Genomic DNA, 18,670 nt, shown 5'->3' with positions numbered 1-18,670 from the left:
CATGGCGCGGTGCGGTGTTCATTTGGATTCCTCGAGAATGATGTCGGCGATGCGTTCGGCCGCATCGACCTTGGCCAGCGCACGCGCGGCCGTGGCCATCTGCATGCGGCGGGCCGGATGTTCGGACAGATCACGCAGCACGCCCTGCAACTGCGTGGCCAGCGTGTCGTCCTGTTTCAGCAGCACGGCCGCGCCGCGCTCCACCAGGTATTCCGCGTTGCGGGTCTGGTGGTCGTCCACGGCAGCCGCGAACGGCACCAGCACGCTGCCCACGCCGACCGCGCACAGTTCGGCCAGGGTCGACGCGCCCGAGCGGCACACCACCAGGTCGGCCCAGGCGAATGCCTCGGCCATGTCGGCGATGAACGGCTCCACGCGCGCGCTGACGCCGGCGTCCTGATAGGCCTGCAGTGCTTCGGCGTGCAGCTTCTCGCCGCTCTGGTGACGCACGTCCACCGCCACGCTGCTGCCCAGCGCCGCCAGTGCCTTGGGCACCGCGTTGTTGAGCGCGCGTGCGCCCTGGCTGCCACCGAGCACCAGCACACGCAGCGGGCCCTCGCGACCGGACAGCCGCTGTTCGGGTGCAGCGACGGCGGCGATCTCGGCACGGACCGGGCTGCCCACCGCCTCTTCGCGCTGGGCGAAGCTGCCCGGGAAGCCGGTCAGCACGCGGCGCGCGAAGCGCGAGAGCACGCGGTTGGTCAGGCCCGGGGCGCGGTTCTGTTCGTGCACCAGTAACGGCAGGCCGTGCAGGCGCGCGGCCAAGCCGCCGGGACCGGAAGCGAAACCGCCGAACGCGATGACCGCGCGCGGCTGGCGGTCGCGGATCAGGAAGCCGGCCGCGCGCACCGCGCGCAGCAGGCGGCCCGGCGCGGTCAGCAGCGCCAGCTTGCCCTTGCCACGCAGGCCACTGATGGCCAGCGTGTCGATATGGATGTCGTGCTGCGGCACCAGGCGGGTTTCCATACCGCCCTCGCTGCCCAGCCAGGTCACGGGAATGCCGCGCTCGCGCAGCACCTTGGCCACGGCAAGGCCGGGGAAGATGTGCCCGCCGGTACCACCGGCCATGATCATCACCGGGCGCTGGAGATTCGGGGCGCTCATCCCATCCTCCCAAGGGTCGGTTCAATCCGCTGCTGCATGCGGCTGGTGCCACGCGGCGCGCTGTCGCGGGCTGCCGACGCACTGGGCGCGGCATCTGCCATGGCGGCGGCAGTGGCCGGCACCTCGACGCGCTCTGCCGGCTCATCGAGCTCGCTCGCACCCATGCGTACCGCCTGGCGGCGCTCGGCGCGGTCCAGCTCGTACGACACGCGCAGCAGCAGGCCCATCGCCACGCAGGTCATCAGCACGCTGGAACCACCGGCGGAGATCAGCGGCAGGGTCAGGCCCTTGGTCGGCAGGATGCCGAGGTTGACCCCGATCGAGACGAAGCTCTGCATGCTCACCCACAGGCCGATGCCGAAGGCGATGTAACCGGAGAAGTGGCGCTTCATTTCCACGCAGCGCATGCCGATCCAGAAGGCGCGGCCGGCCAGCAGCGCGTACAGGCCCACGATCAGGCAGGTGCCGACAAAGCCCAGCTCCTCGGCGGTGACCGAGAAGATGAAGTCGGTATGCGCTTCAGGCAGGTAGTACAGCTTCTGCACCGAGTTGCCCAGGCCCACCCCGGTCCACTCGCCACGGCCGACCGCCATCAGCGCGTTGGACAGCTGGTAGCCATCGCCCTGCTGGTCGGCCCACGGGTCCCAGAACGAGGTGATGCGGCGCATGCGGTACGGCTCGATGATCGCCAGCGCGCTCATCGCGACCAGGCCGAACACGATCGGCATCGACATGCGCGGCAGGTTCACCCCGCCGAGCACCAGCATGCCGGCGGTGATCGCCAGCAGCAGGGTGGAGGAGCCGAAGTCGGGCTGCAGCAGCAGCAGCACCACCAGCGCGCCGGCCACGCCCAGCGGCTTGAGCATCGCCGGCCAAGTGGCATTGACCTCGTCGCGGAAGCGCACCAGGTAGCTGGAGAGCCACACGATGTAGAGCACCTTCACCGCTTCAACGGTCTGGAACTTGGAGAAGCCCAGGTTGATCCAGCGCCGTGCGCCGTTGACGCTGCTGCCCAGGCCCGGGACGAACACCACCACCAGCAGCGCGAAGCAGCCCAGCAGCAGGATCTGGTTGTACTGCTCGATGGTCTTCAGCTCGGTGCGCATGGCGACGGCCGCCAGCGCGATACCCACCGCCAGGAAGATCAGGTGGCGGTTGAGGTAGTAGAACGGACTGCTCATCAATGCGATCGAGCTCGACGCGACCATCACCACGCCCAGCCCGGTGAGCGCGATGATCGCGCCCAGCAGCCACGTATCGAAGCGGCCTCCGATGGCTTCAAGGCGGGTTGCCTGGCGCGACAGGTCGTTCATCAGCGGACCTTCAACGTGGCAAGGCCGATCAGCACCAGCACCACCGAGATGATCCAGAAGCGCACGATCACGCGCGGCTCGGGCCAGCCCTTCAGTTCGAAGTGGTGATGGATCGGCGCCATCTTGAACACGCGCTTGCCGGTGAGCTTGAACGAGGCCACCTGGATCATCACCGACAGCGTCTCGATCACGAACACACCACCCATGATCACCAGCACCAGTTCCTGGCGGGTAATGACGGCGATGGTGCCCAGCACCGCGCCCAGCGCCAGCGCGCCGATGTCGCCCATGAAGACCATGGCCGGGTAGGTGTTGAACCACAGGAAGCCAAGACCGGCACCGGCGATGGCCGCACAGATGATCACCAGCTCACCCGCCCCGGGGATCTGCGGGATCTGCAGGTAGTTGGAGAACACCACGTTGCCCGAGGCATAGGCGAACACGCCCAGCGCGCAGGCCACCAGCACGGTCGGCATGATCGCCAGCCCATCCAGGCCGTCGGTCAGGTTGACCGCGTTGGAGAAGCCGACGATCCAGAAGTAGGCAATGGCCACGAAGCTGATCCCGGCCAGCGGCAGCGCCACGGACTTGAACATCGGGATATAGAAGGTCAGCGCCGCGGGCACATCGGCGGTGTAGAACAGGAACAAGCCCGCGGCCAGGCCGAAGATCGACTGCAGCAGGTACTTCCAGCGCGACTTCAGGCCGTTCGGGTCGCGCCGCACGATCTTGATCCAGTCGTCGTACCAGCCGATGGCGCCGAAGCACAGCATCACCGCCAGCACCACCCACACGTAGCGGTTGCGCAGGTCGGCCCACAGCAGCACCGACAGGGTGATGGTGAGCAGGATCAGCGAACCGCCCATGGTCGGCGTGCCGGCCTTGGAGAAGTGGGTCTGCGGACCGTCCTTGCGGATCGGCTGGCCGCCCTTGAACTGGGCCAGCTTGCGGATCATCGCCGGGCCCAGCCACAGCGACAGGAACAGCGCGGTAAGCGCGGCAAGAATGCCGCGCAGCGTCAGATAGCCGAACAGCCCGAACAGGCTCTCCAATTGCTGCAACCATCGGGCCAGTTCAAGCAACATGGGGGGTTTCCTCTCCTCGCGCCAGCAGCGCTTTTACGATCTTGTCCATGGCGCTGCCGCGCGAGCCCTTGACCAGGCAGCGCACACCAGCATGCAGTTCGTCGGCCAGCGCGGCGGCCAGGGCGTCGTGGCTCTGGAAGTGACGGCCGCCGTCGCCGAACGCCTGCGATGCCGCCGCGCTCAGCGTGCCCAGCGTGTACAGCCGCTTCAGGCCGGCGTCGCGCGCGCGGCGGCCGGCCTGCGCGTGCAGCGCCTCACCATCGGGGCCGAGCTCGCGCATGTCGCCCAGCACCAGCCAGGCCTCGTCCTTCGCCGCGGCCAGCGCGTCGATGGCGGCGGCCAGCGAGCCGGGATTGGCGTTGTAGCTGTCATCGATCAGCACGGCGCCACTGGGCAGCCGGTGCGCGATCTGGCGGCCGGGCACCGGCTCGGCGCGGGCCAGGCCGGCGGCGATCGACGCCAAGCCGATGTCCGCGGCCAGCGCCAGCGAAGCGGCAGCCAGTGCGTTGCTGATGTTGTGCCTGCCCGGCAGCGCCAGGGTTATTTCCACGCTGCCGACCGGGCTGACCAGCAGGAACTGGCTGCCTGCGGCGGTGGCGCGGATCGCCTGCGCGGTCACGTCGGCGCTGTGGTCCAAGCCGTAGCGCAGCAGGCGGCTGCGCGGCGGCGTGCCGATGATGTGCTGTTCGAACCAGATGCCGAAGGCGTCGTCGGCGTTGATCACCGCCACGCCATCGGCGGGCAGCGCGGCATAGATGGCGCCCTTGGTGCTGGCCACGCCCTGCAGGCTGCCCATGCGCTCCAGGTGCGCCGGCGCGATGTTGTTGACCAACGCGTACTGGGGGCGCGCGATGTCGGTGAGGTAGGCGATGTCGCCCGGCTTGCCGGCACCCATCTCGTAGATGGCGAAGTCGGCATCTTCCGGGGCGTCGATCACCGCCAGCGGCAGGCCGATCTCGTTGTTGCGGTTGCCCGGGTTGGCGTACACGACCGTCTGCTGCTCGCGCGCGACCTGCTCCAGGATCGCCAGCAGCAGGCTCTTGACGCTGGTCTTGCCGTTGCTGCCCGTGATGGCGAACACGCGGGCGGCGCGGTCGCGCTGCATGCCGGCGGCGATGCGGCCGAGCGCGTGCTCGCTGTCGCCGACCACGATCTGCGGCACCGCCACGTCGAGCAGGCGCTCGACCAGCATGGCGCTGGCACCCCGGGCGATCGCATCGGCGGCGAAGTCATGGCCGTCGAAACGCTCGCCCCGCAGCGCCACGTACAGGCTGCCCGGGGCCAGGGTGCGGGTGTCGTTGCTGATGGCGTCGATGGCGGTGTCCTCGCCATGGATCTCGCCACCGGCCCAGTGGGCGATCAAAGAGAGCGGCGTGCGCTTCACAGCAGGCCCTCCTTCGCGCTGAGCGCGGCCGCCGCCACCAGGGTGTCGTCGAAGTCATGCTTGACCCCGCGCACTTCCTGGTACGGCTCGTGACCCTTGCCGGCCACCAGCACGATGTCACCCGCACCGGCCAGCTTCACTGCCAGGCCGATCGCGCGCGCGCGGTTGCGCTGCACGGTCACGGCGTCCGGCGCGGTGAACCCGGCCAGGATGTCGGCCACGATGGTGTCGCCGTCTTCGCCGCGCGGGTTGTCGTCGGTGACGATCACCTGCTGGGCCAGCCGTTCGGCGATGGCGGCCATCTGCGGGCGCTTGCCGGCATCGCGTTCGCCACCGCAGCCGAACACGCAGAACAGCCGGCCCTGCAGGTGTCCCTGCAGGCTCTGCAGCGCCTGTTCCAGCGCGTCGGGGGTGTGTGCGTAATCGACCACCACGGTCGGCAGGCCGCGCTCGCCGCCGAGGCGGTTCATGCGCCCGGCAATGGGCTGCAGCTGCGAAATCAGCGCCGCGATCGCGTCCGGCGCATGGCCCAGCGCATGCAGCACGCCGGCCACGGCCAACAGGTTGTCCACGTTGAAGCGGCCGAGCAGCGGCGACTGCACCGGGTAGCGCGCACCGTCGACCACCAGGTCGAAGGCGATGCCGCGGCCGTCGAGCCGGGGCGAATCGGCACGCAGCGTGGCCTGCTGCGCACCGCGCGAGCTGACCCCGATGTGGGCGATGCCGGCATCGACCGTGCGCAGCAGTTCGCTGCCGAAGCTGTCGTCCAGGTTGACCACCGCGGCCTTGAGGCCGGCGCGGTGGAACAGCTTGGCCTTGGCCGCGCCGTACTGGGCCATGTCGCCGTGGTAATCCAGGTGATCGCGGGTGAGGTTGGTGAACACCGCCACGTCGTAGTGCACGGCATCCACGCGGCCCTGGTCGAGCGCGTGCGAGCTGACTTCCATCGCCACCGCACCCGCGCCCTGGTCGCGCAGCTGCGCCAGCACTTCATGCATCTGCAGCACCAGCGGGGTGGTGAAGCCGGTCGGCACGACGTCGCCGTACAGGCCAACGCCTAGCGTGCCGATGCTGCCACTGCGCGTGCCCAGCAGGTGCCAGGCCTGGGCCAGCAGCTGCACGGTGGAGGTCTTGCCGTTGGTGCCGGTCACACCCACCATGGTCATCGCACGCGACGGGTGCCCATGGAACTGGTCGGCCATCGCGCCCATGCGCGCGCGCAGGCCCGGCACCGCAATGGCGTCGGCCGGTGCGGGCAACTCGTCCGGTGCGGGCGGTTCGAACAGGATCGCGGTCGCGCCCGCGTCACGGGCCTGGTCGACGAAGCCGAGTCCATGCGCGCCGAAACCGGCGATCGCGACGAACGCGTTGCCGGGGCGCACGGCGCGGCTGTCCAGCACCAGGCCGGTGATGGACGGGTCGTGGCTCAGCGCCACATCGGGAAGCAACTGCGAAAGCAACATCATCTGGCTCATTGCGTGCCTCCCTGCGCGGGCGGCACCGTGGCGTGCGCGCTGGGCAGCGCGGCATCGAATTCGGCGGCGGCATCGGGCGCGACCACGGCCTCCGCCGGCGGCGGGGTCGGCAGCGACGAAGCGGCGTGTCCCATCTTTCCGGACTGCTGGGCGGCCAACCAGGAATCGATGTCGTCCGGCGGCACGTCCATCAGGCGCAGTGCGCCCTCCATGACGTTGTGGAACACCGGGGCCGACACCAGGCCGCCGTAGTACTTGCCGGCCTGCGGGTCGTTGATGACGATTACCGTGGCAAAACGCGGGTTGGTGGCCGGCACCACGCCGGCGAACAGCGCGTTGTAATGGCCACGCTCGTAGCCGCCGGGGCCGGCCTTGCGTGCGGTGCCGGTCTTGCCGGCCACGTGGTAGCCCAGCACCGCAGCCTGCTTGGCGCCGCCCTGGGTGACCACCGTCTCCATCATCGCCACCACTTCCTTGGCGACGGCCTCATCGATGATCTGCTTGCCTTCGTTGCGCTGACCCTTGACGAAGGTCGGCGCGATCAGCTTGCCGCCATTACCGAGCGCCGAGTAGGCGGTGGCGATCTGCAGCGGGCTGACATTGAGGCCGTAGCCGTAGGACATGGTGGTCTTGGACGGACCGCTCCAGCGCGCCGGGCGCGGCAGCACGCCGGCCGATTCACCGGGGAAGCCGCTGTGCGGGGCCACGCCGTAACCGAAACTGTGGATGTGGTCGTAGAAGACCTGGTCCGGCATCTTGGCGGCGATCTTGGCCGCGCCGATGTTCGAGCTGCGGGTGATCACGCCGGTGACATTGAGCACGCCGTTGTTCCGCGGCACGTCCTTGATGGTGTAGCGGCCAACCGCCATGTAGCCCGGGTTGGTGTCCACCGTGGTGTCTTTGGTGACCGCGCCGGACTGCAGCGCCGAGGCGATGGTCAGCGGCTTCATGGTCGAGCCGGGCTCGACCAGGTCGGTCACGGCGCGGTTGCGGCGCGTGTCCGGCGCGGCGCCGCCGACCGAATTCGGGTTGTAGGTGGGCAGGTTGACCATCGCCAGCACCTCGCCGGTGGCCACGTCCATGATCACCATCGAGCCGCCTGCGGCCTTGTTCTCGATCAGCGCGTTGCGCAGCTCCTTGAAGGCCAGGAACTGGATACGGCGATCGATGCTCAGGGTCAGGTCCTTGCCCGGCTCGGCGGCGCGCAGCAGATCGCTTTCGACGGTCTCGCCCTTGCGGTTGCGGATCACGCGCTTGGCGCCGGCCTTGCCGCGCAGCCATTCGTCGAAGGCCAGCTCCAGCCCTTCCTGGCCGCGGTCGTCGATGTTGGTGAAGCCGAGCACGTGCGCCATCGCCTCACCCTGCGGGTAGAAGCGGCGGAACTCGCGCTGCGAGGCCACGCCCGGAATCTTCAGCGCCACCACCTTCTCTGCCTCGTCCGGATTGATCCGGCGGCGCAGGTACATGAATTCCTTGTCGGCCTTCTGGCTCAGCTTGGACGTCAGTTCGTCCAGCGGCATGCCCAGCGCGGTGGCCAGCTCCGGAATGCGGTCGGGCGAGCGCATCAGCTCCTGCGGATTCACCCAGATCGAGGCGACCGGGGTGGACACTGCCACCGGCTCGCCGTTGCGGTCGGTGATCATGCCGCGCGAGGTATTGATCGGCAGTTCGCGCAGGTAGCGCGCTTCGCCCTGGCGCTGGTAGAAGTCGCTGTTGACCAGCTGCACGTAGGCGGCACGACCGACCAGCGAAACCGAGCACAGGCCAAGCGCCAGGGCCACCCACTTCAGGCGCTGGCGAAGGTTGAAGCTGTTGCGTGCGCGGTTGCGACCGGACTTGTTCATGGCCGGATCACCACGACGTCGGCCGCCTCGGGAAACTTCATGCCCAGCCGCTCGCGCGCCACGCGATCAACGCGGGTGGCTTCGGCCAGGGTCGCCTGCTCCAGCTGCAGGCGGCCGAATTCAATGTTCAATTCGTCGCGGGCGCGCTCCACGCGCGACAGCTCGACGAAGGTCTGGCGGTGCCGGTGGCGCATGAACACCACACCGATCGCCGAGGCGATGGTGCAGGCCAGCAGCACGACCAGCAGCAGGCGGCTCATCCGGCCACCGCGCGCTTTTCGGCCACGCGCAGCACGGCGCTGCGCGAGCGGGGGTTGACCGCCAGTTCGTCGTCCTCGGCCTTGATGGCGCCGCCGATCAGGTCCAGCGTCGGCACGAACGCGGCCAGCTCGGGCAGCCGGCGGTTGGTCGGCGGCGCCTTGGCGTGACGGTTCATGAACTGCTTGACGATGCGGTCTTCCAACGAATGGAAGCTGATCACCGCCAGCCGGCCACCGGGCTTGAGCCGCGCCATCGCCGCGTCCAGGCCCGCTTCAAGGTCGGCCAGTTCACGGTTGATGTGGATGCGGATGGCCTGGAAGCTGCGCGTAGCCGGGTGGATCTTGTCCTTGCCACGCGGCATCACCGAGGCGATCAGCTCGGCCAGTTCGGCGGTGCGGGTGAACGGCTGCTTGTCGCGGCGCGCGATGATCGCACGGGCGATGCGGCGCCCCTGGCGCTCTTCGCCATAGGTCCACAGCACGTCCATGAGCTCACGCTCTTCCACGCGATTGAGCCACTGCGCCGCGCTTTCGCCGCTGTCCGGGTCCATGCGCATGTCCAGCGGGCCGTCCTTGCCGAAGCTGAAGCCACGCTCGGCCACGTCCAGCTGCGGCGAGGACACGCCCAGGTCGAACAGCACGCCGTCCAGGCCTTCGGCGGTCTCATTCCAGTGCAGCAGGTCGGCGAAGCTGCCACGGAAGATCGAGACGCGCGGATCCGGCGCGAAATCACGCTCGGCTACCGCGATTGCCTCCGGATCCTTGTCCATGACCAGCAGTCGGCCTCCAGGACCGAGTTGCTCGAGCACGCCGCGGGCGTGACCGCCACGACCAAACGTGCCATCGAGATACGTTCCGTTTTCGATCACCCTCAGGCCGTCCAGGACCTGCGTGTACAGCACCGGCAGGTGGCCCGCCGGCGACTGCGACACCGGAAGGTGACCGGTCTGCGCGCCACCGCGCACCCGGGCACCCCGGGTCACAACTTCAGGTCGAGCAACCCATCGCTCAGATCCCCGTCAGACAACGTCTGCTGGATCAACGCGCGATGAGCCTGCTCGCTCCACAATTCGAATTTGTCGCCCATACCGAGCAACACCGCCTTCTTTTCAATGCCAACAGCGCCGCGGTGGCTTGCCGGAATACTGATGCGGCCGTTGCCATCCAGCTCCAGATGCGCGGCCGAACCGACCAGCTTCTGTTGCAGCAGGCGCACGACGCGCTGTGTGTTGGGTTTGGCCATGACGTCGTCGCGGACCCGCTCCCACTCCTGTTCGGCGTACAGCCACAGGCAGCCGGACTCGAAGGGGTTGTAGGTCAGGACCAGGCGGTTGTTGCTCACACGCGCGACGAGGTCGCGATGCGCGGTGGGAACCGCCATGCGTCCTTTATCGTCAACCGTGATGGCCGTCTCGCCCTGAAACACGACGCGTGCACCTTTTCCTTCGCCCGGTGAAACATTGAACCACGAAAAACCACAAAAAACCCGGTTTTGCCTCTGTTGCCCACCTTAGCAGTGCCGATTGGGTTGTCAACAACTTTGCGAGCGGTAAATCGCCTTGGACATCAAGGGCTTGCAGCAATGTTTAGAGACTTGTTCAAGGCTTATCCACAAGTTGCTGTTTCGTCTCATTTTTTGAGATTGGGCCGAAGTTCAGGCCTGTGGAGGCCGCGTGAAACATCGCCGCGCATTCATCGGTAGCCCCGTCGCAACCAGCCCGTTCCTGCGCAAAACCGGCACAATGCGACCCATGTGTCTGCTCGCCCTGGCCTGGAAGGTCCACCCCCGCTGGCAGTTGCTGATGGCCGGCAACCGCGATGAGTTCCACGCCCGCCCCACGGCGCCGCTGGCGGCCTGGGCGGCGCCGGACGCCGGCCTGCTGGCCGGGCGCGACCTGCGTTCGGGCGGCACCTGGGCCGGCGTGGGTGCCAACGGCCGCATGGCGGTAGTCACCAACGTCCGCGACCCGCTGGCGCGGCAGAGCGGCCCGTCGCGCGGCGCGCTGGTGGCCGATTACCTGCGTGCCGACACCCCGGCGGCCGCCTTCGCCGCCACCCTGGCCGCCGACGCCCCCGCGTTCGCTTCGTTCAACCTGCTGCTGGCCGACCGCGACAGCTGCCAGTTCCTGGGCAACCACCCGTTGCTGCGCCAGCCGCTGGCGCCCGGCATCCATGGCATGTCGAACGGACCGCTCGACGCGCCCTGGCCGAAGACGCTCGCATTGAATGCCGCGCTGCGGGCCTGGGTCGATGCCGGCCGCGAGGATCTGGCGCCGCTGTGGGCGGCGCTGGTCGACGAAACCCGCGCCGATGACGCCAGCCTGCCCGACACCGGCATCGGCCTGGACCGCGAGCGCTGGCTGTCGTCGGCGTTCATCCGCAGCCCCGACTATGGAACGCGCGCAAGCACGATCATCGCGCTGGACGTGAACGGCCAGGGCTTCATCCACGAGCGGCGGTTCGGCCCGGAAGGCGCCTGCATCGGCGACACCCGATTGACGGTGGGCGCGGCTGTTTCTGCTGTACCGGCCGCCACTGGATCACCGCTACCGCCCCGGTAATGCGGTGGATGTGCGAAACTGCGCATGGCGGAGTCGGCCAGACAGTCGCGTCATCCCTTGCGGATGCCGAGGAAAGTCCGGGCTCCATAGGGCAAGGTGCCAGGTAATGCCTGGGCGGCGCGAGCCGACGGAAAGTGCAACAGAAAGATACCGCCTACGTTCCCTTCGGGGAGCCGGTAAGGGTGAAATGGTGCGGTAAGAGCGCACCGCGAGTCTGGCAACAGACCGGCACGGCAAACCCCACCTGGAGCAAGACCAAATAGGGTCCTAATGGCGTGGCCCGCGTCGGGACCGGGTAGGTTGCTTGAGCGCTGTGGTGACGCAGCGCCTAGAGGAATGACTGTCCACGACAAAACCCGGCTTATCGGCCGGCTCCGCCCTTCCTTCGTTCAACACCCGTAGAGCCACCCCATGGGTGGCTGCCGTTCGTTGGTGGCTGCCGTTCGTTGGTGGCTGCCGTTCGTGCCGGCACCGCGCGCAGCCACCCATGGGGTGGCTCTACATAGCGTATTGCCCCCACGGTAGAGCCACCCCATGGGTGGCTGCGCGGGATCAACCGCCGTACAGCGATTTTCTCGGGGCACCGGTCAATTCGGCGGCCAGCTTGGCCGCGGTGGACGGCGGCAGATGCTCGCTCAGCTTGGCGTACATCCGACGGCCGGCGGCCAACTGCGCTTCTTCATCATTCGCGGCGCCCTGCACCATCACCACGAATTCGCCCTTGCGCTGGTTGTCGTCCGCTTCCACCTGCGCCAACAGGCTGGCCAGGTCGCCATCAAGCACGGTCTCGAACAGCTTGGTCAGTTCGCGCGCCAGCACCGCAGGGCGCTCCGGGCCAAACGCGGCAACCATGTCCGCCAGGGACTCCGCGATGCGGTGTGAGGATTCGTAGAACACCAGCGTGCGGGTTTCCCCCGCCAGCGCCTGCAACCGTTCGCGGCGGCCGGACGCCTTCGCCGGCAAAAATCCTTCAAAGGTGAAACGGTCGCTGGGCAGGCCGGCCACGCTCAAGGCGGCGATCGCCGCGCACGCGCCCGGTACCGGGCTGACCCGGATGCCGGCCTCGCGTGCCGCCCGCACCAGCCGGTAGCCGGGGTCGCTGACCAGCGGCGTGCCCGCATCGCTGACCAGGGCCAGCGATTCGCCGGCCTGCAGCCGCGCCACGATGCGCTGGGCCAAGGCCTCTTCGTTGTGGTCGTGCAGCGCTACCAGCGGCTGCTGGATGCCGAAGTGCGCCAGCAGCTGGCCACTGCGGCGGGTGTCCTCGGCGCAGATCGCCGCCACCGAGCGCAGCACGTCCTGCGCGCGCGGCGTCAGGTCGGCCAGGTTGCCGATCGGGGTGGCAACGACATACAGGGTGGGGACAGCACTCATCGCAACGGCACTCGCAGGTCAAGGGTAGAATCGTACCGTGTACACGACTACGGCCGCTGCCCCCATCGAATGGACCTGATCATGAACAAGCCCGCCGCACGGATCTCCGCCCTGTCGTTGTCGCTGCTGCTGCTTGCCGGCTGCGCCACGACCAGCCTGACCAGCGCCCCGGAGTCGCCGGCGCAGAGCCAGGCCCTGGCGTTGATCGACCAGGGCAAACCGCGCGACGCCGCCGTACAGCTCGAAGCGCTGGCCAACACCCTGCGCGGCAATGCACGCAGCGCCGCGCTGGCCGATGCGGCCTTCGCTTGGCATGAAGCGGGCGACGCCGCCCGCGCGCGCACCCTGCTGGCCCAGGTCACCCCGCGCCAGCTCAGCGGCGCCACCCTCCAGCGCTACAACCTGGCCAGCGCCGAGCTGGCCCTGGCCGACAAGCAGCCGGCGCAGGCACTGGCGCTGCTCAAGGAACCCTCCGACACCGTGGCGGCACCACTGCGCACGCGCTGGCAGCTGGCCCGTGCCAACGCGCTGCAGGCCAACGGCGACGCCATCGGTGCGGCCACCGAGCGCGCCCGCGCGCACGCCTCGCTCACCGGGCAGGCGCGCACCGACAACCAGCAGGCCATCGCCGGCCTGCTCGGCAAGCTGGACGACGCCACCCTGCGCGCACGCGCCGCCGCGCTGCCGGCCAACGAGCCGCTGTACAACTTCGCCGGGCGTGCACTGATCGCGCGCGGCCTGCCGCTGCCGCGCCCGTTCGACCGCGACGGCGTGGCCCAGTTCGACACCAGCAAGCGTCCGCCGGCGATGAGCGACGGTTACCGCCCGCCGGTGAAGATGGCCGTGCTGCTGCCGCTCAGCGGCCGCCTGGCCACCGCCGCGCAGCCGGTGCGCGACGGCCTGCTCAGTGGCTATTACGGCGAAACCCGTCGTCGCCCGGACATCCAGTTCATCGACACCGCCGGCACCGCCGCGGGTGCGGTGGCCGCCTACGACAAGGCGGTGGTGGCCGGCGCGGACTTCATCGTCGGGCCGCTGGGCCGCGACGAAGTGGATGCGGTCTTCGGCCGCACCGAACTGCCGGTACCGGTGCTCGCATTGAATCGCGGCAAAAGCAGCCCGCCGGCCGGCAGCGCCGGCTTCTCGCTGGCACCGGAGGACGACGGCATCATCGCCGCCGAGTTCCTGCGCGGCCGCGAGCGCACCAAGGTGCTGGTGATCCACAGCAATGACGAGAACGGCCGGCGCACTGCCGCCGCCTTCCGCGAACGTTTCACCCAGCGCGGCGGCCAGGTGCTGGCCACCGTCGGCGTGGGCGAGGCGGTCGGTGACATCGGCGCGCAGATCCGCGCGGCCGGCGCCGTGGACGGCGTGCTGCTGGCGGTGAAGGCACCGCAGGCACGCGCGCTGGCCCCGCAGCTGGCGTTGGCCGGTGCCGGCGGTGCAACGCGGGTGGGCACCTCGCAGCTCACGCTGGGCACCGGCAAGGCCGAAGAAGACGTGGCGCTGGACGGCATCGTCTACCCGAACGAAGCCTGGAACGTGCGCAGCGTGGCCGGCCTGCCGTCCGCCGCGACCGCCGGGCAGCTGCTGCCCAGCGCACGCGGTGCGGCCGGCCGGCTGTTCGCGTTCGGCTTCGACGCCTGGAAGATCAGCGCCTACCTGGACAAGGTCGCCGCCGAAGGCGGCCTGGCCGGCGCCACCGGCACCCTGTTCCTGGACAGCAACGGCAACGTGCTGCGGGTGCCGGCGTGGTCGACCTTCAGCGGCGGCCGTCCAATGCCGGTCGCCAGCAACAACTGAGTGCCGTGCCCAGCGAACGGGCACAGCGGGGTGCGGCGGTAGAGACCGCCGCACTCGCGCACCTGCGCCGCGCCGGGCTGAGCCCGCTCGCACGCAACGTGCGCTACAAGGGCGGTGAGCTGGACCTGGTGATGCGCGATGGCGACACCACCGTATTCGTCGAGGTGCGCTACCGTGCCACCGCCCGTTTCGGCGGCGGCGCCGCCTCGGTCGACCTGCGCAAACGACGCAAGCTGGTCCTCGCTGCGCGGCTGTTCCTGCTGGCGCATCCGGCGTTGGCACAGCAGCCGTGCCGCTTCGATGTGATTGACGGCAGTGGCGAGCCCCTGCAGCTGGTCTGGCTGCGCGATGCGTTCCGGTTGGAGGATTGCTGATGCCCAGCGTGTTTACCCATGCCGCCATTCCGCTGGCGCTGTGGTGCGCGTCCGACCGGGGGCGCATTTCCGGCCGGCTGCTGGGCGCCGGGATGGTCGCCGCGATGCTGCCCGATGCCGACGTGCTGGCCTTCGCCCTGCACATTCCCTACGCCGACAGCTTCGGCCATCGCGGCGCCAGTCATTCGATCCTGTTCGCCGCCCTGCTGGCCCTGTTGGCCGCGTTGCTGTACACCCGCCTGCGGGCCAGCGCAGTACAGGCCGCCGCGTTTGTCGGCCTCAGCGCGCTGTCGCATCCACTGCTCGACGCGTTGACCTCGGGTGGCCTCGGTGTCGCCCTGTGGTGGCCGTGGAGCGGCGAACGCCTGTTCGCGCCGTGGCGCCCCATCCGTGTCTCGCCCTTCGCCGGCCAGTTCTTCAGCGCGCGCGGGTTGGCCACGGTCCTCTCTGAACTGCGCTGGGTGTGGCTGCCGCTGGTCCTTGCCGTGATCGGCTGGCGGCTGATCCAGCGCGCCCCCGCGCAACCCCGGAATCCGGCATGACCTCCCCTTCCCTGCCCCCTGCCTTCATCGCCACCCTGCACGCGCTGCTGGGCGACGACGGCTGGCGTACCGACGCTGCCGCGCTCGCCGCGCACGCACAGGACAACTCCTGGCGGCACGCACTACCGAACGGCGTGGCGCTGCCGCGCGACCGCGATCAGGTGGTGCAGATCGTGCGCGCCTGCCGCGCCCACGGCGTTCCGGTGGTGGCGCGCGGCGCTGGCACCGGCACCACCGGCGCGGCCGTGCCGGTGAACGGCAGCATCGTGCTGTCGTTCGCACGCATGAACCGCATCCTCGACATCCAGCCCGGCAACCGCTGCGCGGTGGTGGAACCCGGCGTGCTCAACGGCGACCTGCAGCAGGCGCTGATGCCGCACGGGCTGTTCTGGGCACCGGACCCCTCCAGTGCCGACATCTGCAGCATCGGCGGCAACCTGGCCTGCAATGCCGGCGGCCCGCGCGCGGTGAAGTACGGCACCAGCCGCGACAACGTGCTGGGGCTGGTGGCGGTGACCGGCGCTGGCGAGCTGATCCAGTGCGGCGGCGCCTATACCAAGGACGCCACGGGTTACGACCTGACCCACCTGCTGGTGGGCAGCGAGGGCACGCTGGCCTTGATCGTCGAAGCCACCTTGAAGCTCACCCCTGCGCCGGTGGCCCAGGCCGGCCTGCGCGTGCTGTACCGCGATGCCGACGCGGCCGCAGCGGCGGTGTCGCGGCTGATGGCGCAGCCGGTGGTACCGACCCGCCTGGAATTCATGGATGCACGCAGCCTGGAGCTGCTGCGCCGCAATGGCGCCGACGTGCCGGAGGCCGGCGCGATGCTGCTGGTCGAGGCCGATGGCGATCACGACACCCTGCCCTACCTGCTGCAGGCGCTCGCCACCGCCGCCGAAGGCGATGGGATGCTGGCCCTGGATGTGGCCATGGAAGGCAGCGCGCGCGAAACGTTGTGGGCCGCGCGCAAGGCGCTGTCGCCCGCGCTGCGCAGCATCGCACCGGGCAAGATCAACGAGGACGTGGTGGTGCCGGTGTCGCGCATTCCGGATCTGGTCGCCGGTGTACAGGCGCTGGCGCAGCAGTACACGCTGACCATCGTCACCTTTGGCCATGCCGGCAACGGCAACCTGCACGTCAACATCCTGTATCACCCCGACGACGCCGACGAGAACGCACGCGCGCACGCCGCGCTGCCGAAGATCTTCGAACTGACCCTGGCGCTGGGGGGCACGCTGTCGGGTGAGCATGGTATCGGATTAGCCAAACGCGACTTCATGGCACAGGCGTTTACACCGGCCACGCTGGCGGCGATGCGGGCGATCAAGCACGCGCTGGACCCGGACGGGATCCTCAATCCGGGCAAGGTGCTGCCACCGGCTTGAGCGGCTTACAGCTCGTTGAAATGCTCGTAGCCGCGCGGGGCGTCGTCGTCGCTGCCGTGGGCAATGCCGCTGCCCGGGATGATCGTGCCGATGCGGGTGAGCGGCAGCGACAGACGTGCCGACAGCGCCTCGATGGCGGGGCGCTGTGACGGTGCGGCGGTGAAGCAGAGTTCGTAATCATCACCGCCGCGCAGCGCCGCCTCACGAGCCTGCGTGATACCGACGCGAGCACGGGCGGCGGCGGATACCGGCAGGCGCTTGGGGTCGATCCGGGCGCCCACGCCACTCCGTTCGCAGATGTGGCCGAGGTCGGCGAGCAGGCCATCGGATACATCCACGGCCGCGTGGGCCACGCCCACCAGCGCGCGCCCCAAGGCCACGCGCGGGGTGGGTCGCGCCAGCCGCAGGCGCAGGTAATCGACCTGTGCATCGTCGGCAACGCCGCGCACGTCGAGGGTGCCACCCTGCCAGGCACGCAGCGCGATGGCCGCATCGCCCAGCGTTCCGCTGACCCACACCTCGTCGTCGACCCGGGCCGCATCACGGCGCAACGCCGTTCCAGGCACCAGCTGGCCCATGGCAGTGACCGACAACGACAACGGGCCGCGCGTGGTATCGCCGCCGACCAGCACGATGCCGTGTTCGTCGGCCAGCGCGAAGAAGCCGTCGGCGAAGGCGTCGATCCAGTCGGTCTGCGCATCGGGCAACGACAACGCCAGCGTGCACCACGCCGGTCGCGCGCCCATCGACGCCAGGTCGGAAAGATTGACGGCCAGGGTTTTCCAGCCAATGTCGTACGGCGCGGTCTCGGCCGGAAAATGCACGCCACTGTTGAGCGTGTCGGCGGTCACCACCAGCTGCTCGCCGGCGCGCGGCTGCAGCAGCGCGGCATCGTCACCGATGCCGAGCAGCACATCGGCACGCGCGTGGGTGCGCGTGCGGATGCGTTCGATCAGGGAGAATTCGGCGAGGGACATGGGTGTTCCCGGCCCGGGGTCAGCCCCCGTTTTCGACCTTGCGCCACTCGACCGCCGCGCGGTCCAGCACGCCGTTCACGTAGGTGTGGCCGTGCTCGGAGCCGAAACGCTTGGCCGATTCGATGGCCTCGTTGATCACCACGCGGTACGGCACGTCCAGGCGGAAACGCATTTCGTAGGCGGCCACGCGCAGCGCGGCGCGCTCGATGGCATCCACTTCCTCGATGCCGCGGTCCAGGTACGGGTCCAGCGCCTCGTCCAGGTCCTTGCGGTTGTCGAGCACGCCGTGCACCAGTGCCTCGAAGTACGCCAGGTCGGCGATTTCGCGGGCCTGTTCGTGGGCGAACTGGGCGACGACCGTCTGAGCGTTGCCGCCGGAGATCTGCCACGCGTAGATGGCCTGCAGGGCGCGGCGGCGCGCGCGCGAACGCAGCACCGGATCCACGCCATCGCGGCGGACGGGTTTACCGGAGGGCTTGCCCGGGTTCGACTTGTTCATGGCAGCTGCTCCAGAAGATTGACCATTTCCAACGCCGTCAGTGCGGCTTCTTCACCTTTGTTGCCATGGCTGCCACCGGCGCGGGCCTCGGCATCCTCGGCGCGCTCGACCGCCAGCACGCCATTGAGCACCGGCACGCCGAAGTCCAGCTGCACGCGCATCAGGCCCTCGGCGCAGCCATCGGCCACGTGTTCGTAATGACGGGTGTCGCCCCGGATCACACAGCCCAGGGCGATGATCGCGGCATGCTCGTGCGCGGCGGCAAGACGGGCGGCCACCAGCGGCAGTTCCCATGCGCCCGGCACGCGGATCACGTCGATGGCGGATTCGTCGATGCCGTTGCCGGCCAGGCTCTGGCGCGCACCGGCCACCAGCACGTCGGTGATGCGGGCGTTCCAGCGGCTGGCGAGAATGGCGAAACGGGCCTGTTCCGGTGTCCGGAGATCGCCTTCGTAGTGGCTCATGGTCGGCAGGTTATTCAATAAAGAGGGACATTCTACCGTACCGCCGGGCAGAGCCTGGCGGCCGGTAGATCGTAGCGGCGGGGGGGGGGCCGGGGGGGGGGGGGGGGGGGGGGGCCGCGGGGGGGGGGGGGGGCCCGCGGGGGGGGGGGGGGGGCCGGGGGCGGGGGAAAAAAAGCAGACCCCCGTGGGGCCGGGCCCCCGGCGGGGGAGCCCCGCGGTGGGGGCC

Annotated in this window: 18 protein-coding genes and 1 other RNA gene; 6 read left to right on the top strand and 13 right to left on the bottom strand. The window is 69.3% G+C overall.

Annotated features, from left to right (window positions below; translation table 11 throughout):
- Positions 1 to 18 precede the first annotated feature (18 nt).
- Genes murG through mraZ form a run of 9 tightly spaced genes read right to left on the bottom strand, consistent with a single transcriptional unit; the run spans position 19 to position 9,891 of the window.
- Positions 19 to 1,104 carry an undecaprenyldiphospho-muramoylpentapeptide beta-N-acetylglucosaminyltransferase gene (gene murG, locus ACOZHM_RS16450; protein ID WP_421570387.1) on the bottom strand — a complete coding sequence of 362 codons (1,086 nt, stop codon included), beginning with the start codon at positions 1,102 to 1,104 and terminating at the stop codon, positions 19 to 21.
- Positions 1,101 to 2,417, bottom strand: coding sequence for a putative lipid II flippase FtsW (gene ftsW / locus ACOZHM_RS16445; RefSeq protein WP_421570386.1), 1,317 nt, complete (start codon positions 2,415 to 2,417; stop codon positions 1,101 to 1,103). The genes murG and ftsW overlap by 4 nt, the downstream gene beginning before the upstream one ends.
- On the bottom strand, positions 2,417 to 3,502 hold the full coding sequence (gene mraY / locus ACOZHM_RS16440) for a phospho-N-acetylmuramoyl-pentapeptide-transferase (protein WP_128097511.1): 1,086 nt from the start codon (positions 3,500 to 3,502) through the stop codon (positions 2,417 to 2,419). Before mraY ends, ftsW begins: the two co-directional genes overlap by 1 nt.
- Positions 3,492 to 4,886, bottom strand: a complete 1,395-nt coding sequence (locus tag ACOZHM_RS16435; RefSeq protein WP_421570385.1) for a UDP-N-acetylmuramoyl-tripeptide--D-alanyl-D-alanine ligase — start codon at positions 4,884 to 4,886, stop codon at positions 3,492 to 3,494. Before ACOZHM_RS16435 ends, mraY begins: the two co-directional genes overlap by 11 nt.
- Positions 4,883 to 6,361, bottom strand: a complete 1,479-nt coding sequence (locus ACOZHM_RS16430) for a UDP-N-acetylmuramoyl-L-alanyl-D-glutamate--2,6-diaminopimelate ligase (protein WP_421570384.1) — start codon at positions 6,359 to 6,361, stop codon at positions 4,883 to 4,885. Before ACOZHM_RS16430 ends, ACOZHM_RS16435 begins: the two co-directional genes overlap by 4 nt.
- Complete coding sequence (locus tag ACOZHM_RS16425; protein ID WP_421570383.1) at positions 6,358 to 8,205, bottom strand: peptidoglycan D,D-transpeptidase FtsI family protein; 1,848 nt, start codon at positions 8,203 to 8,205, stop codon at positions 6,358 to 6,360. The genes ACOZHM_RS16430 and ACOZHM_RS16425 overlap by 4 nt, the downstream gene beginning before the upstream one ends.
- Positions 8,202 to 8,465, bottom strand: coding sequence for a cell division protein FtsL (gene ftsL / locus ACOZHM_RS16420; RefSeq protein ID WP_421570382.1), 264 nt, complete (start codon positions 8,463 to 8,465; stop codon positions 8,202 to 8,204). The genes ACOZHM_RS16425 and ftsL overlap by 4 nt, the downstream gene beginning before the upstream one ends.
- Complete coding sequence (gene rsmH, locus ACOZHM_RS16415) at positions 8,462 to 9,430, bottom strand: 16S rRNA (cytosine(1402)-N(4))-methyltransferase RsmH (protein ID WP_421570465.1); 969 nt, start codon at positions 9,428 to 9,430, stop codon at positions 8,462 to 8,464. The genes ftsL and rsmH overlap by 4 nt, the downstream gene beginning before the upstream one ends.
- A gap of 14 nt (positions 9,431 to 9,444) precedes the next feature.
- Positions 9,445 to 9,891, bottom strand: a complete 447-nt coding sequence (gene mraZ / locus ACOZHM_RS16410) for a division/cell wall cluster transcriptional repressor MraZ (protein ID WP_421570381.1) — start codon at positions 9,889 to 9,891, stop codon at positions 9,445 to 9,447.
- A 325-nt stretch (positions 9,892 to 10,216) separates the two neighbouring features.
- Between mraZ and ACOZHM_RS16405 the strand changes: the two genes are divergently transcribed.
- Together ACOZHM_RS16405 and rnpB are read left to right on the top strand one after the other, a co-directional pair.
- A complete protein-coding gene (locus ACOZHM_RS16405) occupies positions 10,217 to 11,026 on the top strand; it encodes an NRDE family protein (protein WP_421570380.1) in 810 nt (269 codons plus the stop codon).
- Between the two features lie 29 nt (positions 11,027 to 11,055).
- Positions 11,056 to 11,406, top strand: an RNA gene (rnpB, locus tag ACOZHM_RS16400) — RNase P RNA component class A.
- Between the two features lie 172 nt (positions 11,407 to 11,578).
- On the opposite strand, the gene rsmI is transcribed toward rnpB, so the two are convergent.
- The gene (gene rsmI / locus ACOZHM_RS16395) at positions 11,579 to 12,400 is read right to left on the bottom strand and encodes a 16S rRNA (cytidine(1402)-2'-O)-methyltransferase (RefSeq protein WP_421570379.1); all 822 of its coding nucleotides are present in this window, start codon (positions 12,398 to 12,400) and stop codon (positions 11,579 to 11,581) included.
- An 81-nt stretch (positions 12,401 to 12,481) separates the two neighbouring features.
- Here rsmI and ACOZHM_RS16390 point away from each other — a divergent pair, with 81 nt between their 5' ends.
- Genes ACOZHM_RS16390 through ACOZHM_RS16375 form a run of 4 tightly spaced genes read left to right on the top strand, consistent with a single transcriptional unit; the run spans position 12,482 to position 16,504 of the window.
- Positions 12,482 to 14,203 (top strand): penicillin-binding protein activator, encoded by a 1,722-nt coding sequence (locus ACOZHM_RS16390; protein WP_421570378.1) that lies wholly within the window; start codon positions 12,482 to 12,484, stop codon positions 14,201 to 14,203.
- A 5-nt stretch (positions 14,204 to 14,208) separates the two neighbouring features.
- A complete protein-coding gene (locus ACOZHM_RS16385; RefSeq protein ID WP_421570464.1) occupies positions 14,209 to 14,577 on the top strand; it encodes a YraN family protein in 369 nt (122 codons plus the stop codon).
- Positions 14,577 to 15,119 carry a metal-dependent hydrolase gene (locus tag ACOZHM_RS16380; RefSeq protein ID WP_421570377.1) on the top strand — a complete coding sequence of 181 codons (543 nt, stop codon included), beginning with the start codon at positions 14,577 to 14,579 and terminating at the stop codon, positions 15,117 to 15,119. The genes ACOZHM_RS16385 and ACOZHM_RS16380 overlap by 1 nt, the downstream gene beginning before the upstream one ends.
- Entirely contained in the window at positions 15,116 to 16,504 is a 1,389-nt protein-coding gene (locus ACOZHM_RS16375) for an FAD-binding oxidoreductase (protein ID WP_421570376.1), read from the top strand. Before ACOZHM_RS16380 ends, ACOZHM_RS16375 begins: the two co-directional genes overlap by 4 nt.
- Before the next feature lie 5 nt (positions 16,505 to 16,509).
- On the opposite strand, the gene thiL is transcribed toward ACOZHM_RS16375, so the two are convergent.
- The 3 genes from thiL to ribH are packed head-to-tail and all read right to left on the bottom strand — an operon-like array spanning position 16,510 to position 18,444.
- Complete coding sequence (gene thiL / locus ACOZHM_RS16370) at positions 16,510 to 17,481, bottom strand: thiamine-phosphate kinase (RefSeq protein WP_421570375.1); 972 nt, start codon at positions 17,479 to 17,481, stop codon at positions 16,510 to 16,512.
- Between the two features lie 19 nt (positions 17,482 to 17,500).
- Positions 17,501 to 17,980, bottom strand: coding sequence for a transcription antitermination factor NusB (gene nusB / locus ACOZHM_RS16365; protein WP_421570374.1), 480 nt, complete (start codon positions 17,978 to 17,980; stop codon positions 17,501 to 17,503).
- The gene (gene ribH, locus ACOZHM_RS16360; protein ID WP_313347823.1) at positions 17,977 to 18,444 is read right to left on the bottom strand and encodes a 6,7-dimethyl-8-ribityllumazine synthase; all 468 of its coding nucleotides are present in this window, start codon (positions 18,442 to 18,444) and stop codon (positions 17,977 to 17,979) included. Before ribH ends, nusB begins: the two co-directional genes overlap by 4 nt.
- Positions 18,445 to 18,670: the final 226 nt, after the last annotated feature.

Origin of the sequence: Stenotrophomonas sp. PD6 (assembly GCF_049199305.1) — a bacterium.
GTDB lineage: Bacteria > Pseudomonadota > Gammaproteobacteria > Xanthomonadales > Xanthomonadaceae > Stenotrophomonas.
Note: the sequence above shows the minus strand (reverse complement) of the source record. Positions and strands in the feature narration are given on the sequence as shown.

What these genes read in the sequence shown, in the direction of transcription:
- murG (WP_421570387.1), bottom strand. Translation starts at nt 1,104, where the DNA reads ATGAGCGCCCCGAATCTCCAGCGCCCGGTGATGATCATGGCCGGTGGT.
- ftsW (WP_421570386.1), bottom strand. Translation starts at nt 2,417, where the DNA reads ATGAACGACCTGTCGCGCCAGGCAACCCGCCTTGAAGCCATCGGAGGC.
- mraY (WP_128097511.1), bottom strand. Translation starts at nt 3,502, where the DNA reads ATGTTGCTTGAACTGGCCCGATGGTTGCAGCAATTGGAGAGCCTGTTC.
- ACOZHM_RS16430 (WP_421570384.1), bottom strand. Translation starts at nt 6,361, where the DNA reads ATGAGCCAGATGATGTTGCTTTCGCAGTTGCTTCCCGATGTGGCGCTG.
- ACOZHM_RS16425 (WP_421570383.1), bottom strand. Translation starts at nt 8,205, where the DNA reads ATGAACAAGTCCGGTCGCAACCGCGCACGCAACAGCTTCAACCTTCGC.
- ftsL (WP_421570382.1), bottom strand. Translation starts at nt 8,465, where the DNA reads ATGAGCCGCCTGCTGCTGGTCGTGCTGCTGGCCTGCACCATCGCCTCG.
- ACOZHM_RS16405 (WP_421570380.1), top strand. Translation starts at nt 10,217, where the DNA reads ATGTGTCTGCTCGCCCTGGCCTGGAAGGTCCACCCCCGCTGGCAGTTG.
- rsmI (WP_421570379.1), bottom strand. Translation starts at nt 12,400, where the DNA reads ATGAGTGCTGTCCCCACCCTGTATGTCGTTGCCACCCCGATCGGCAAC.
- ACOZHM_RS16390 (WP_421570378.1), top strand. Translation starts at nt 12,482, where the DNA reads ATGAACAAGCCCGCCGCACGGATCTCCGCCCTGTCGTTGTCGCTGCTG.
- ACOZHM_RS16380 (WP_421570377.1), top strand. Translation starts at nt 14,577, where the DNA reads ATGCCCAGCGTGTTTACCCATGCCGCCATTCCGCTGGCGCTGTGGTGC.
- ACOZHM_RS16375 (WP_421570376.1), top strand. Translation starts at nt 15,116, where the DNA reads ATGACCTCCCCTTCCCTGCCCCCTGCCTTCATCGCCACCCTGCACGCG.
- thiL (WP_421570375.1), bottom strand. Translation starts at nt 17,481, where the DNA reads ATGTCCCTCGCCGAATTCTCCCTGATCGAACGCATCCGCACGCGCACC.
- nusB (WP_421570374.1), bottom strand. Translation starts at nt 17,980, where the DNA reads ATGAACAAGTCGAACCCGGGCAAGCCCTCCGGTAAACCCGTCCGCCGC.
- ribH (WP_313347823.1), bottom strand. Translation starts at nt 18,444, where the DNA reads ATGAGCCACTACGAAGGCGATCTCCGGACACCGGAACAGGCCCGTTTC.